Annotated in this window: 11 protein-coding genes; 1 reads left to right on the top strand and 10 read right to left on the bottom strand. The window is 41.5% G+C overall.

The genetic code is table 11. The features are described 5' to 3' along the window. Positions 1-48 precede the first annotated feature (48 nt). The 8 genes from G575_RS0103180 to G575_RS0103145 all read right to left on the bottom strand — a co-directional run bounded on the left by G575_RS0103180 (position 49) and on the right by G575_RS0103145 (position 10,073). Positions 49-1,077 carry a LacI family DNA-binding transcriptional regulator gene (locus G575_RS0103180; protein ID WP_027971420.1) on the bottom strand — a complete coding sequence of 343 codons (1,029 nt, stop codon included), beginning with the start codon at positions 1,075-1,077 and terminating at the stop codon, positions 49-51. Between the two features lie 15 nt (positions 1,078-1,092). Next, positions 1,093-1,911, bottom strand: a complete 819-nt coding sequence (locus G575_RS0103175; RefSeq protein WP_027971419.1) for a DUF1189 family protein — start codon at positions 1,909-1,911, stop codon at positions 1,093-1,095. 88 nt (positions 1,912-1,999) lie between these two features. Next, positions 2,000-2,857, bottom strand: coding sequence for a sugar ABC transporter permease (locus tag G575_RS0103170; protein ID WP_027971418.1), 858 nt, complete (start codon positions 2,855-2,857; stop codon positions 2,000-2,002). Next, positions 2,858-4,162, bottom strand: coding sequence for a carbohydrate ABC transporter permease (locus tag G575_RS0103165; protein ID WP_027971417.1), 1,305 nt, complete (start codon positions 4,160-4,162; stop codon positions 2,858-2,860). A 19-nt stretch (positions 4,163-4,181) separates the two neighbouring features. Further along, the gene (locus G575_RS11065; protein WP_051176895.1) at positions 4,182-5,933 is read right to left on the bottom strand and encodes a glycoside hydrolase family 13 protein; all 1,752 of its coding nucleotides are present in this window, start codon (positions 5,931-5,933) and stop codon (positions 4,182-4,184) included. Between the two features lie 101 nt (positions 5,934-6,034). Then, positions 6,035-7,294 (bottom strand): extracellular solute-binding protein, encoded by a 1,260-nt coding sequence (locus G575_RS0103155; RefSeq protein WP_027971416.1) that lies wholly within the window; start codon positions 7,292-7,294, stop codon positions 6,035-6,037. Between the two features lie 123 nt (positions 7,295-7,417). Further along, a complete protein-coding gene (locus G575_RS0103150) occupies positions 7,418-8,707 on the bottom strand; it encodes an alpha-amylase family glycosyl hydrolase (RefSeq protein ID WP_027971415.1) in 1,290 nt (429 codons plus the stop codon). A 103-nt stretch (positions 8,708-8,810) separates the two neighbouring features. Next, positions 8,811-10,073, bottom strand: a complete 1,263-nt coding sequence (locus G575_RS0103145; protein WP_027971414.1) for a UDP-N-acetylglucosamine 1-carboxyvinyltransferase — start codon at positions 10,071-10,073, stop codon at positions 8,811-8,813. A gap of 391 nt (positions 10,074-10,464) precedes the next feature. Here G575_RS0103145 and G575_RS0103140 point away from each other — a divergent pair, with 391 nt between their 5' ends. After that, a complete protein-coding gene (locus tag G575_RS0103140; RefSeq protein ID WP_027971413.1) occupies positions 10,465-11,976 on the top strand; it encodes an ATP-binding cassette domain-containing protein in 1,512 nt (503 codons plus the stop codon). Between the two features lie 11 nt (positions 11,977-11,987). Here G575_RS0103140 and G575_RS12110 read toward each other — a convergent pair whose 3' ends face one another. Continuing rightward, positions 11,988-12,158 (bottom strand): hypothetical protein, encoded by a 171-nt coding sequence (locus G575_RS12110; RefSeq protein WP_027971412.1) that lies wholly within the window; start codon positions 12,156-12,158, stop codon positions 11,988-11,990. A gap of 71 nt (positions 12,159-12,229) precedes the next feature. Continuing rightward, positions 12,230-13,543 (bottom strand): GTPase ObgE, encoded by a 1,314-nt coding sequence (gene obgE / locus G575_RS0103130; RefSeq protein WP_027971411.1) that lies wholly within the window; start codon positions 13,541-13,543, stop codon positions 12,230-12,232. Positions 13,544-13,621 lie beyond the last annotated feature (78 nt).

Raw genomic sequence — 13,621 nt, 5'->3', positions numbered from 1 at the left:
AAGCGGTTGCATAAGTCAAGCCTAAACACAAAAAAATCCGAGATTTTCTCAGATTTTTTCTTCACGGCTCAAGTCACACACCGATTCTCTCTCTTTGAGAAGAAAAGGAATAACCACTCGTTCCGTATGTGTCAGCTTATTCTCAACCATATCTAAAAGGTGTGATAAACTAGAACGCCCAAGACTCTTAACGTTGATATCAAAAGTCGTCAAGTAAGGATGCATGATTTTAGCATAAACCGAATTATTAAAAGAAATGAGCGACATGTGTTCAGGCACATTAATTCCTCGAAATGATAAAAATTGCATAATTCTAAGCGCCAGCATATCATCAATAATAATCATGGCAGTCACCTTTGTATCTTTAATAATCTGATAAAAGCGTTCCACAGACTCCTCATCTTTACGATCAAAGAGGACAGCTTCATGAACTTCAAGTCTAGACTTGATGATCCCCTTTGTATAACCAAGATAGCGTTCTGAGAAAATCTCACTAGTCAAATCGTCCGTTACAAATAAAATCCTATCATGACCCTTTTCGTGGAGATAATTAACCGCCGTTTTTGACATCAGTTGGTTATCGTTGTCAATATAAGTCACTTCATTTTCAAACTCTTCTGGCTGCCCAACAATGACAAATGGAATATTATTATTCATTAAATAATGACGTACAGGGTCATTTGTGGACGAATAAAGCACAATAAAACCATCTACCAATCGTTGCCGATACATGAGTTCTACTTGTTTTTGAAGTTCAATAACACTGGTGCCTGTCGCAATCGATACTGTGAAATCACGTTTTTTCGCTTCGTCATTGATAACCGTTAAAATTTCCATGAAGAAGGGATGACTGACACGTTCCTCATTTGACAAGGGGGGAAAAATGACGCCCACAGCATGTGTGAGGCCGCTCGCTAACATCTTGGCAGCTACGTTTGGAACATAGCCCAGATCTTGCATAGCTTTTTTGACACGATCTTTTGTTTTTTGAGAGATGGTCGAACTATCTTTCAGAGCGCGGCTAACTGTAGAGGGATTGACCCCTGCTCTCTCGGCAACATCCTTAATTGTAACCATAGCAGCTCCTTTCGTCTACTTTTTATCCCTAAATCCTGTACGATAAAGGACTAACATCAATACCAATAAAGTACCAAAAACTTGAATATTCATCAATAAAATAGGATTATCAACAAGCCCCATCCCAGCAGCCACAAGGGCCAACAAACTCGGTAATCCCATACAATTGACCAAAAGGCCTAGGCATTCTCCAAAAGTTCTCAAATCAAAAATCTTAGCTTTTCTAGTCACATATAAGGTAAGGCTTCCTGCCCCCAAAAGAAGAAGAGTTCCAACATAGAGAAGCGCTGTATAAACCATCATCAAAAAGAGAAAAACAAGAGGTTTGTGACTTGAAAACCACTGATTATTAACAAAGGCTCGAACATCTTTAGCCGTTTTCAAGGTCGACAAAGCCTTATTTCCAGATAAGGGGGCTTCTAGCACTTGGCCGTCTGGATAGGAAAACAGCCACCTATCTTCTTTGAGTAATAAGACATATTTGCCATTCTTAAGTGCAACCTCTTCTAGCTCTTTGCTCGGTAAGACAGCTATCAGAGATTCTTCTGTCTCAGAAAACTGGCTAGTTCCTGTAAAACGCCCGTCTTCAATACTACCTTCTTGTAAGGTATGGTAGGTTTCGTTCGTAACAGAAGCAAGACCTCGCGTCACAATCCTTTCCATATCATAAGTTTCAAGCTTAGCGTAATGAAGACTGACAGGAAATAAAATCAAACTATTGAGAAAGATGACCAGCACTAATACCTGCCACCACTTATAAGAATTGCGACCATCAAAAATCTTTCTGGGCTTTATCATATGCCCAAAATAAGAAAAGGGAAATGGCACTTTCATCGTCTGGCTCCTTTCAAGTTCTAATCATAATAGTAAGCACCTATGTGTTTACCCAACAGCATAAGTGCTTTCTAAGTCATAAAAGTTCCTAACCTTTAGTTCCCCCATTGGTCAAACCAGAAACGAAGTTCTTTTGTAGGAAGAAGAACAAGACAGAGATTGGAACAGCAATCAGAATAGCTCCCGCCGCAAACAGCGTCACTCTTTGGTTTTTAGCATCTGAGATGAAGGTTTGTAGACCTACTGCTACCGTGTAATTTTCTGGTGAGCGCAACAAGAATTTTGATAGCATGTAGTCCCCAAATGGTCCCATAAATGCCCAGAGTGCTTGTACAGCAATCATAGGACGTACCAATGGAAGTACAATCTGATAAAAGATTCGGAAATGCCCTGCACCATCTAGCTTAGCTGATTCATCGAGGTCGTAAGGCACCGTATCAAAGTAACCTTTCATCAACCAAGCATTCATCGGAATCCCTCCACCCACATAGATAAGGATAAGGAACCAATATTGGTTGAGAGCATTAAATAGCCAAGCCATTACAAAATAAGCTGTCAAGGCTGCCATTGTTGGCACCATCTGAATAATCAAGAAAAACATCAGACTCTTCTTGCGACCGATAAAGTTATAGCGACTGTAAGCATATCCAGTCAAGGTAATGACAGTCACTTGAATCGCCATCGTCAAAACAGCTACAATCAAGGTATTAAGATACCATTTTCCATATAAGGTGTCACTGAACAAACGCTCAAAATTTGCAAAGGTCCATTCAGTAGCAAAATCTAAGGTAAAGGCTGTTACATTTCCTGGACGAAAAGCTGAGCTAATGGTCACCGCCAACGGAAATAGAATAATGACTGATAAGACTGCTAAATAAAAGTAAGTCCAGAATTGTGTCCAGAAACGTTTCATTTTTAGTGAATTTGTCACACGAGGTTTCGTCATTTATTTATCCCCCATATCAAAAGCATTGAATTTCTTAAAGCTAATCAAAGACACCGAAATAACAATCAATGAAATGACCAAGGTCACCGCTGAAGCCATTGAAAATTGTGGCGATGTTTGAGTTGTCAATTTATAAATCCATGAAATCAAAATATCCGTCGCACCTGCACCTCCACCAACAGAACCTGGTCCACCGTTGTTAAAGAGGTAAATGATGGAGAAGTTGTTAAAGTTGAAGGTGTATTGTGAAATAAAGGTTGGTGCTGCAACAGCTAGAACCATCGGGAGGGTAATCTTACGGAATTTTTGCCATGCGGTTGCCCCATCTACTGTCGCCGCTTCGTAAAGGTCTGCTGGAATAGATTGTAAAATACCAGAAACCAAGACATAAATATATGGGAATCCTAACCAACCTTGAATCATGATCAAGGCTATTTTGGTAAAGGTTGCATCCGTTTTCCAAGGAATAATACCAAAATCAAGGAATGGGAGAAGTTTTTCAATAAATGGAAGAACTTGAACGTTCATCGCTCCGATAGAGTCATTAAAGAAGTTACCAAAACTCATGATAGAGATAAAAGCTGGAACCGCCCAAGGCAAAAGGAAGATAACCCCAAAAATACGTTTCCCTTTGATAAAGGATTGGTTAGCAATAATAGCTGTCGCAACTCCGATGACAATTTGAAGTGTCGATGCAGCAAACGTCCAAATAAACGTCCAAGACAAAACGGATCCAAAAGCCTTGCGGAAAGTGCTCAAGGATACCATATTAACAAAGTTTTTACCGCCAACCCAATCCAATAGTTTTTGTGGTGGAATGTGACGGAAATCATAGTTTGTAAAGGCAATAAAGAGCGTTACAACAACCGGGAAAACAATCGCAAATGCCATTGCTAGATAGGCTGGAATAATCAGCAAATAAGGAAAACCATTTTCATAAATACTGTTCAAGGTTTCCTTAAAGGTCATCGGAACTTTTTCGCCTCGATTCAAACGTTCCGCAGTTTGCTTGGCATCTCTCATACTTGCCGCATGAATGATAACAGTGACCAAGGCAACAATCAATTGCATTGAACCTTTAATCAAAAGAAATAGCGAGTGGTCGACCATAGGCTTATCACCTAATGTTACCAAACCTACCAATGATGGGATCCCAAAAGTTACCCATTCAACAATTTCCAACAGGAAAAATAATCCTAGCAAAAGCGCTTTGGCTTTTTGCCCATTATACCATTGTCCCAATCCAGGGATAATTCCCAAAAGCATTGCTATTGTGGGATTTTTTGTTGTGGTTGACTTTGTCATAAGTCTAATCCTTTCTTAACTAATCAGCATGAGTTGCACTTTTTAATGACAGCAACTCTTGTGAGAGTGGAGACGCGCTATGTTTGATAATCACAACTCCATATGTTCCTAGTTTACCATCTTTTAAACCGTGTGAAAAGAGGACATGGCCTTCTGGGAGGTCTTTTAAAACGTTTTCATCATTTAGATACAACATAATGTTATCTCCTAAATAGGCTCGTTCTAATTGAAGGAAGTCTCCCGAGGTAATCAGACGTGTCTCACCTTTTTGTAAGGCTAATTCATTTTGCCGCAATTGTAGCAAACAACGTACTTGTTGCCACAAGGGATTATTTGCATCTGCTTTTTCCCAAGGCATACCTCTACGACAATCAGGATCATAGTCGCCTTCTAAAGCAACTTCTGTCCCATAGTAGATACAAGGACTTCCCTCAAAAACCATGAGGAGTGCTAGAGCTGCCAAGAACTTGTCGTGGTCTCCCTTGAGTTGAGTGATCAAGCGATGGGTATCGTGAGAATCTAGCAAATTCAAATTCATACGATTCACTTGTCTAGTATATTGCATCAAAATCCCCGTCAAATCTGATGCAAAATCTTCTTTTGTGAAGGCTTCATCCATCAAAAATGAGATGACTGAGCGACTGAATGCGTAATTCATTACACTATCAAACTGGTCGCCTTGTAAGTAGGACGACGCTTGGTGCCAATTTTCCCCTATGATAATGGCATCTGATTTTATCCTTTTTACCTCAGCTCTGAAGCGTCTCCAAAAGTCATGAGAGACTTCGTCAGAGACATCTAGTCGCCAACCGTCAATGTCGACTTCTGTCATCCAAAAGCGTGTAATATCAAGGAGATAGTGCTGTACTTCGGGGTTTGACGTGTTCCATTTAGGCATACTTGATACACTAGCAAAAGTCTGATAATTCAGTGGTTTTGCTTGCGGAAAATCACCGTCAATCATAAACCAGTCGTAATACCTTGAAGCTCTGCCATGCGCCACGACGTCTTGAAACTCTGGAAGCAAGTCACTTGAGTGATTAAAGACAGCATCTAAAACAATGCGAATCCCTCGCTTATGTGCCTCTGTCACTAGCTCCTTCAAATCTGCCTTATCTCCAAAATGAGGGTCAACCAAGTAATAGTCACTAATATCATATTTATGGTTTGAGAGGGATTTGAAAATTGGCGTGAGATAGATAGCACCAATACCTAAATCTTCTAAATAATCCAGTTTTCTTGTAATACCTCTCAGGTCGCCTCCTGCAAAGCTACGTGGCTTAGGCTTTTCCGACCAAGCCATCGTCACATGTGGTTTAGTCCGGTCATCTCCTATCGCAAAGCGATCAACAAAAATTTGATAGAAACTTCCTTGGCTGGACCAAGTCACTTCTTTGTGAACATCAATAGCATTGATGTAGGGCATTTGAAAATAGCTTTGGTAGGCACCGTCAAAATCATAACCTGAGGTTAAGCCAGTCTCACTATAGTAGAGCGACTCCCCTTCATGATGAATATGAAAAACATATGCTAACCGAGTATCTGATAAGGTCAGTGTCACTTGAAAATAAGCATAACGCCGATCAGAGCCAAGATAAGTCAGCGGTGCTTCTTTGTGTTTTTTAGCAAATTGGTATTTATTGCCATAGACCAATGTTACTTGGGATTTTTTATCTGCTTTTGCCATTCGCAAACGAATCACCAAGGAATGCTCGTCAAGTGCAAAACAATAGTGAGAGTCTGACTGGTGAAAAATGGCTTCTCTATTCATTAAATCTCCTTTATTTCTAGCTTCTTATCTCCTTACTTCAGCCTTGAAATAAAGAGATAAAAAGCTGAACAGATCGTTCTGAACAGCTTTTCATGTTAGGATTATTCAGCGTATTTCTGTTCGATAGCTTCTTTAATAGTCGTTACTGCTTCTTTAGCAGCTTCTTCTGCTTTTTTGTTTCCTGATGCTACATCAAAGAATAGTGTTGCTGCTGGCTCCCAAACTTCAGCCATTTGTGGAATATTTGGCATTGGTTGAGCGTCAGCAAATTGTGCGATAACAGCACTTGTCAATTCATTACCTTGTTTTGTAGCGTATTCACGCGCTTTAACGTTTGCAGGAATTTCTTGAGTTGCATCGTAGAAGCTTGATTGGTTTGCTTCATTTGTCACGTAGTCAAGGAATTTTTGTGCCACTTCTGCATTTTTGCTGTAGCTAGAAATAACCCATGCTTTACCGCCACCGAAGGCTTCATATTTTCCACCATTTGGTAGTGTTGGGATAACTGCTGCTCCCCAGTTCACTTTAGCTTCAGTCAATGATGCTGCTACCCAAGGACCATCAATAATAGCCGCTGTTTTACCTGATTTGAATTGCTCACCGATAAAATCACCAGCTTTGGTAGTATCTTGCATACCTTGTGGCCATGTGTCATACCAAGATTTAGCATAAGTCAACCCTTCAACAGCTCCGCTATTGTCAAGACCGATATCTGATGCGTCTGTACCATCTTTACCAAATACGTAGCCACCATAACCAGCTGTCAAGCCATAAGCATAGTAGAAGTTTGTCCAGTTAGCAAGGAAACCAACTGCTTTTCCGCTTTCGCCTTCAAAAGCGTACTTGCTATCTGCTTGAAGTGCCATCAACTCATCAAAGGTTTTTGGCGCTTCTGTAAGAAGGTCTTTATTGTAGTAAAGGATAAGGCTTTCAATAACCGCTGGCGCACCATATACAGTGCCTTCCATTGTTACCAAGCTCTTAACAGTATCATCGTACTCAGCTTCATTGCCAAGTTTAACTTCAGCGATTTGTCCTTCTGAACCAAGTCCACCAACGCGGTCATATGGTGCCATCATCACATCAGGAGCTGCTCCTGTAGGACCATCTGTAGAAAGCTTGTCAAGCGTCTCAGTCATGCTTTCTTCTTTGACTTCAATCTTAACGCCATTTTCTTTTTCAAATTTTTCTTTGATTGAATCAATATATTTTGTATAACCTGTATCTACTGATACAACCAATGTCTGCTCATCTGATGACGAATCCGTTGATTTTTCTGATGAGCTACCACAAGCAGCAAGTGTCATTGCTGATGTCAATGTCACTGCACCAAAGGCAAACTTTTTCCAATTCCATTTCATAAATGGGTTCCTCCATAAGAGTTTTTATTTTTTACAAGACCAAGTATAGCAGATTCGAACGTTCAATGCAAGCGTTTTCTGCTCTATTTTTAAAAAATTTTTTAAAAGGCTTTCAAAAAACCTTTAAGCACTAACGGTTTTAAGGATAATTGCTTTTTTACCAATCCTTACTTTACCGTCAAAAACCTCTATATTATCACTATTTAAAAGATTTTCATATCGACCATCCGATAGCGGAACCTTGACATCTGCTTCCTGACATTTAAAGGAAAAGACACCGACAAGCGTTTGCTCTTTGGTCTGATAAGTTAAAACAAGCGTATCGTTTTCATCGTCCACTTGAAGGTCATACTCTGCTTGACTTGGAATGGTCTTTTTAAGCCTTGCAAGCTTGGAGAGTATCGGTGAAATATCCTGTCCAGACCAGTCAATAGGATCTTTTTCAAAAAGACTAGGAATCGTCACTGCTTTGTGTTCCTGACCATTATAAATAAGCACCGCTCCTTTTTGCAGGTAATTAAAGACTGTCCACTGCAACAATCGGTCATGGTTTGGCACTAAGTCCGCAACCCTACGGTTATCATGATTTTCTAAATTTCGGAGTTTGATATAGTTTGCTGGGAAAATGACCTCTTGTAAATTTAGCCGATTAATATAAGCTGACAAGGGTAAGCGTCCCTCCAAATACGCTACCCAAAGGTGACGAACATCATAATCATAGGCCATATCAAAAGCTTGGAAAATCTCCCCATCACTAAGAGCCGTCAAGCCCTGAGCACGCATGTGCTTGATAAAGTCTAGTTCTATGCTTTCTGAAAGCCAAATCACATCACCCTTGATTTTAGAGACTTCTTGACGTGCCTCTTGCCAAAATTCAAGAGGTAGTAAGGGCGCCACATCACAACGAAAACCGTCGACACCACGATTGATCCAAAGCTTCAACGTCTCTATCTGATAATCCCAAAGACCACGATTATTATAATCTAAGTCAATAATATCCGACCAGTCCCCGACGCGATTGCCAAAAGAACCGTCTGCTTTGTGATAAAACCACTCTGGATGCTCAGCAGCCAAAAAAGAGTCTGGCGAAGTATGATTGTAGACGATATCAATCATAACTTTCATATCACGCGCATGGATTTCTGCAACCAGCTCTTGAAAGTCTTCCAAGGTCCCCATCTCAGGAGAAACATCTCGATAATCTTTAATGGCATAAGGCGAGCCTACACTGCCCTTTCTTGCTACTTCACCATTCGGATAGAAAGGAAGAAACCAGATAATATCCGCTCCTAATTCCTTGATGCGATCCAATTCCTTAATGACCGCTTTAAAGGTCCCTTCTTCCGAAAAATTGCGGACATATAGGGAATAGATAATGGCCTGTCTCAAGTTAATATCTGTTTGTTTTGCCATAATAAGCCTCCTCTTCTAATCGTCATTAGTGTAGCAGACTTTCAATCGCTATGCAAGCGTTTTCTGTATTTTGACATAAAAAGCCGAGCGTTGCTCGACTATATTAATCTTCAATAAGCTGGATGTCTGCTCCTAAGGCAACTAGCTTTTCTATAATATTGGAATACCCACGAAGAATAAACTCGACATTTGCGATTTCCGTTTTCCCTTGAGCCATAAGACCAGCCACCACAAGAGCTGCTCCCGCGCGTAAATCCGTCGCCTTAACAGATGCTCCCTGTAGGCGATTCGGCCCCGAATAAACAATTCGACTGCCGACAACTTTAATATCCGCACCCATACGAGCCATTTCTGGTACATGGTTGACACGCTTTTCATAAATGGTATCAATGATTGTCCCGTGCCCTTTTGCCTTAAGTAATAATGGCGTTAGCGGTTGCTGTAAATCTGTCGCTAACCCTGGGTAGGGTGCTGTTTTTATCGTTACCGCCCTAAGATCCTTTTGCTCTTCCACAAAGATGCTGTCTTCTTCAACAGTCATCCGAACACCCATTTCATCTAATTTTGCGATGAAAGATTCTAGGTGTTCATAAAGCACATTAGTAATCCGAACGCCTTTACCGATTGCAGCAGCCATTGCAATGTAGGTCCCTGCCTCGATACGATCCGGGATAACTTGGTGACGTGTTCCGTGTAAGGTTTGAACACCTTCAATCGTAATCACATCCGTACCCGCTCCCCGAATACGAGCCCCCATGTTATTCAGTAAGGTAGCCACATCAATGATTTCAGGTTCACGCGCAGCATTTTCAATAACTGTACGACCTTCTGCTTTTGCAGCTGCAATCATCGTATTAATCGTAGCACCCACGCTAACCGTATCCATATAAATATGGGCACCGTGAATATGATGTCCTTCTGGAGCAGCAATTCTCATAGCATCTTCTTCATAGCTGATTGTAGCCCCCATAGCTTCAAAGGCTTTGAGATGCAAATCAATTGGACGCGGGCCTAAGTCACAACCACCGGGTAAGCCGACTGTCGCTTGACCGTAACGACCTAAAAGGCTTCCATAAAAATAATAGGAGGCACGTAAGCTGTTGATTTTACCAAAGGGCATGGGCATGTCCTTGACACCTCTTGGGTCAATCGTGAGCGTCTCACCCTCATGCTCGACACTGCCCCCCATTATTTCAATAATCTCAATGAGAGCATCGACATCACTAATAGCAGGGACGCCATCTAAGGTAACGACTCCGTCCGCTAATATAATCGCAGGAATCAGGGCAACAACAGAGTTTTTTGCTCCTGAAACAGCCACCTCTCCCGACAGTGGCTTACCACCGTTAATAACAATTTTACGCATAATAACTTTCACATTCTAGAATTCAACCTTATCATCTTACCATATTATATGCTATTTGACAAATTTACAGGTTGGCGATTGACACCGTTTTCATTTTTTGGTAAGCTATCTATGACCAATATGAGGAGGAATGGAGCCGTGGACAACTAAGAAACAAGATTGATTCTGTCACATAAAATAGCTCATCGACTAAAACCTTAAATCAAAAGGTTGAAAAAGGTCTTCCGTCTTAGCGGAGCTATTTAAAAAGATACTACCTGATCAAGTTTGTTTTTTAGTGCGCTCTTATCTCTTTACTTCGAGGCTTTTTTGCTGTGCTAAAAACTCTTTACTTGATACAGGTAAAGAGTTTTTGTCTGCTACTGAACAGGGACACAAAAGGAGCACAGCTATGTTACAACTTCAAGACCTCACCATCAAACACCAAAAGGACTTAAGAACCTTGATCCAGAATCTGAATATCGTCGTCAATACTGGCGACAAGTTAGCGATTATCGGTGAAGAAGGGACCGGAAAATCCACTCTGCTACAGTTTCTCCATCAGCCAGATGCTACAAGCACTTATTTTAGTTGCAAAGGAAACATGACCAATCACTTTAAGCATGTGGCCTATCTTCCTCAGCACCTCCCCAAAGCCATAAAGGGCATGACTGTCAACGATTTTCTCTATCAAGAAGCAGATGATCACCTCATGGATCTGAATTTGCTGTATCGTTTGGCAACTGATCTCGAGCTTGATTTGGCGACTTTTGAAGCCAAGCATCAACTCTTAGCCAGCCTATCAGGCGGTGAAAAGTTAAAACTTCAGCTAATCAAACTGCTCAGCTATGAGCCTGATCTCATTCTTCTCGATGAACCGTCTAACGACTTGGATCTGGATACCTTACGTTGGCTGGAGCGCTTTATTAGCCAAAGCCAACAAACCATCATTTTTATTTCTCACGACGAACAATTTTTAGAAGCTACAGCAACAGCCATTCTGCATCTCGAATTAGTCAAAAAACGTAGGGAGGCCAAGGCAACTTATCAAAAGATGGATTATGCTAGCTATAAGATTTGGCGGAAGAATACTTTTGAAAAGCAACTCCAGATTGCCCATAAAGAACGTGATGAATACGCTAAGAAAAGTGCTAAGAATAAACGCATCCAGCAGCGTGCCCAACACCAATTACGAACCACTAAAAATAGTGCTATTGGCCGCATCCTTGCGAAAAAGATGCATGCCCTTAAAGGACAGGAGCGCCGATTTGACCGAGAAAGGGAGAACTTTACAGACATTCCTGATAGCGATGATTTTATCAATCTCTTTTTCTCTCACATCACTCCCCTGCCTCATCGTAAACTTATCCTCAATTGGGAAGGTCGGCATTTATCGACAGGGCAAACAGTCAATTTACAGGTATTTGGACAAGATAAACTGGTCATCACTGGGAAAAACGGCATTGGTAAAACCTTACTGCTAAAGGCTATCCTTGCCGATTTGACAGCGCGAGCTGATGTCCGTCTAGGCTATATGCCTCAGGACTACGAAGATAGCCTAGATGGTCAATTATCTGCGCTAGCCTTTCTCAGTCAAAAGACCTCTGAAGAAAAAGCGCGAACCTTACTAGCCAGTCTCAAGTTTACCCGTGAAGAAGTCACTCATCCTCTGCTAGATTTATCAGGTGGGCAAAAGGCAAAACTCTTCTTTGCCAAGATGGTTTTAGAACGGGCAAACGTCCTCATTTTGGACGAGCCCACCAGGAATTTCTCACCCACCTCACAACCGGAAATCAGGAAATTATTAATCAATTTCCCAGGAGCAATTATTTCCGTCTCTCACGACCGAAACTTTATTGATGATGTTGTCAATAGGAAGCTCCAGCTAACTGAGGATTCATTGAATGAACTGAGTAATATATAAAAGGAGCGGCACTAGGCCTGCTCCTTTTCTTGTTCTTTGGCTAATTTTTCACGCTCTAGGCGAAATTTACGATTAGGATTGAGAAGGGTAAATAGCTCTTCTAACTTTTCTGCATTCCAAACATCAGCTGCTGAAATAAAATTCCCATCCTTATCCTTAAAAGATATTGGTTTATCTCCCATCATCAACTCCTCTAGTCAATCAGATTTTTCCCTGTTATCAAAGGCAAACAACGGCTGCTTTACAGGTGCCGTTAATCGACAAATTCAAATTCAAAGTTACCGATACGAACAATATCTCCATCTTTGGCACCACGCTCGCGAAGGGCTTCATCAACACCCATCCCACGCAATTGGCGCGCAAATTTCATGATGGACTCATCGCGTTCCATATTCGTCATGACAAAGAGACGCTCCAACTTCTCACCGTAAAGCACCCAAGCAGCGTCGTCATCTCGAGTAATCTCAAAAGGACGCTCATCTGCACTAAAGCCATAGTAAGCCTCATCATCTTGCATGTCTTCTTCGCTGTAAAGTAGGAATTCCTCTGTCCGATCAAGTAGCTCTGCTGTTGCTTCCAAAAGATTATCTAAGCCTTGATGGGCTAAAGATGAGATAGGGAAAATCATAGGTTGCTCGTCAAATTCATCGTAATTAGCAGCCAATTTTTCCTTGAAAATCTTAAGGTTTTCTTCTGCTTCTGGCATATCCATTTTGTTAGCCACAATAATCTGAGGACGTTCCATCAGTCGAAGATTGTAAGTCTCAAGTTCAGTATTAATCTGCACGTAGTCCTCATAAGGGTCGCGACCTTCTGAAGCCGACATATCAATAACATGCAAAATCACTCGCGTCCGCTCAATGTGACGGAGAAACTGTGTTCCCAAGCCTATACCCTGCGATGCCCCTTCAATCAAACCAGGAAGGTCTGCCATGGCAAAACTTTCTCCCGACTTAGTACGCACCATGCCAAGGTTAGGCACAATTGTGGTAAAGTGATAGGCTCCAATTTTAGGCTTAGCAGCTGATACCACGCTTAGGATCGTAGATTTTCCAACAGATGGGAAGCCAACCAACCCTACATCAGCAAGAATTTTCAATTCCAATTCAAGCTGACGCTCTTCCCCAGGTTCACCATTTTCAGCAATTTCTGGGGCAGGGTTTCGCGGAGTTGCAAAACGGATATTACCACGACCACCACGACCACCACGTGCGATGACAAATTCCTGACCATGCTCAACAAGATCCGTCAAAACCTTACCTGTCTCCGCGTCACGAACAGTTGTCCCTTGTGGCACAAGGACAATCAAATCCTTTGCGCCTTTACCGTGCATCCCTTTTGTCATGCCTTTTTCGCCATCTTGCGCCTTAAACTTGCGATTATAGCGGAAGTCCATCAGCGTACGTAAACCTTCGTCTACTTTAAAGATGACTGAGCCACCTTTACCACCATCACCGCCCCAAGGACCACCATCAGGCACATACTTTTCACGACGAAAAGCCACCATTCCATCTCCACCACGACCAGCTTTAACACTGATTTTGGCAGTATCTAAAAACATTGACATAATTTACAATTTTAAAGGACTTCAATCCCATCATTAACGGCTAACTTTCCCGCTATGAACCAAAAAATTAATCCGTGT

Origin of the sequence: Streptococcus plurextorum DSM 22810 (assembly GCF_000423745.1) — a bacterium.
In the GTDB taxonomy this organism is placed as follows: Bacteria; Bacillota; Bacilli; order Lactobacillales; family Streptococcaceae; genus Streptococcus; species Streptococcus plurextorum.
The sequence above is the reverse complement of the archived record's forward strand: the minus strand, read 5'-3'. Positions and strand labels throughout refer to the sequence as shown.

Bases quoted from the DNA above. Each gene is read 5' to 3' on its own strand.
- G575_RS0103180 (WP_027971420.1), bottom strand. From the start codon at position 1,077: ATGGTTACAATTAAGGATGTTGCCGAGAGAGCAGGGGTCAATCCCTCT.
- G575_RS0103175 (WP_027971419.1), bottom strand. From the start codon at position 1,911: ATGAAAGTGCCATTTCCCTTTTCTTATTTTGGGCATATGATAAAGCCC.
- G575_RS0103170 (WP_027971418.1), bottom strand. From the start codon at position 2,857: ATGACGAAACCTCGTGTGACAAATTCACTAAAAATGAAACGTTTCTGG.
- G575_RS0103165 (WP_027971417.1), bottom strand. From the start codon at position 4,162: ATGACAAAGTCAACCACAACAAAAAATCCCACAATAGCAATGCTTTTG.
- G575_RS11065 (WP_051176895.1), bottom strand. From the start codon at position 5,933: ATGAATAGAGAAGCCATTTTTCACCAGTCAGACTCTCACTATTGTTTT.
- G575_RS0103155 (WP_027971416.1), bottom strand. From the start codon at position 7,294: ATGAAATGGAATTGGAAAAAGTTTGCCTTTGGTGCAGTGACATTGACA.
- G575_RS0103150 (WP_027971415.1), bottom strand. From the start codon at position 8,707: ATGGCAAAACAAACAGATATTAACTTGAGACAGGCCATTATCTATTCC.
- G575_RS0103145 (WP_027971414.1), bottom strand. From the start codon at position 10,073: ATGCGTAAAATTGTTATTAACGGTGGTAAGCCACTGTCGGGAGAGGTG.
- G575_RS0103140 (WP_027971413.1), top strand. From the start codon at position 10,465: ATGTTACAACTTCAAGACCTCACCATCAAACACCAAAAGGACTTAAGA.
- G575_RS12110 (WP_027971412.1), bottom strand. From the start codon at position 12,158: ATGGGAGATAAACCAATATCTTTTAAGGATAAGGATGGGAATTTTATT.
- obgE (WP_027971411.1), bottom strand. From the start codon at position 13,543: ATGTCAATGTTTTTAGATACTGCCAAAATCAGTGTTAAAGCTGGTCGT.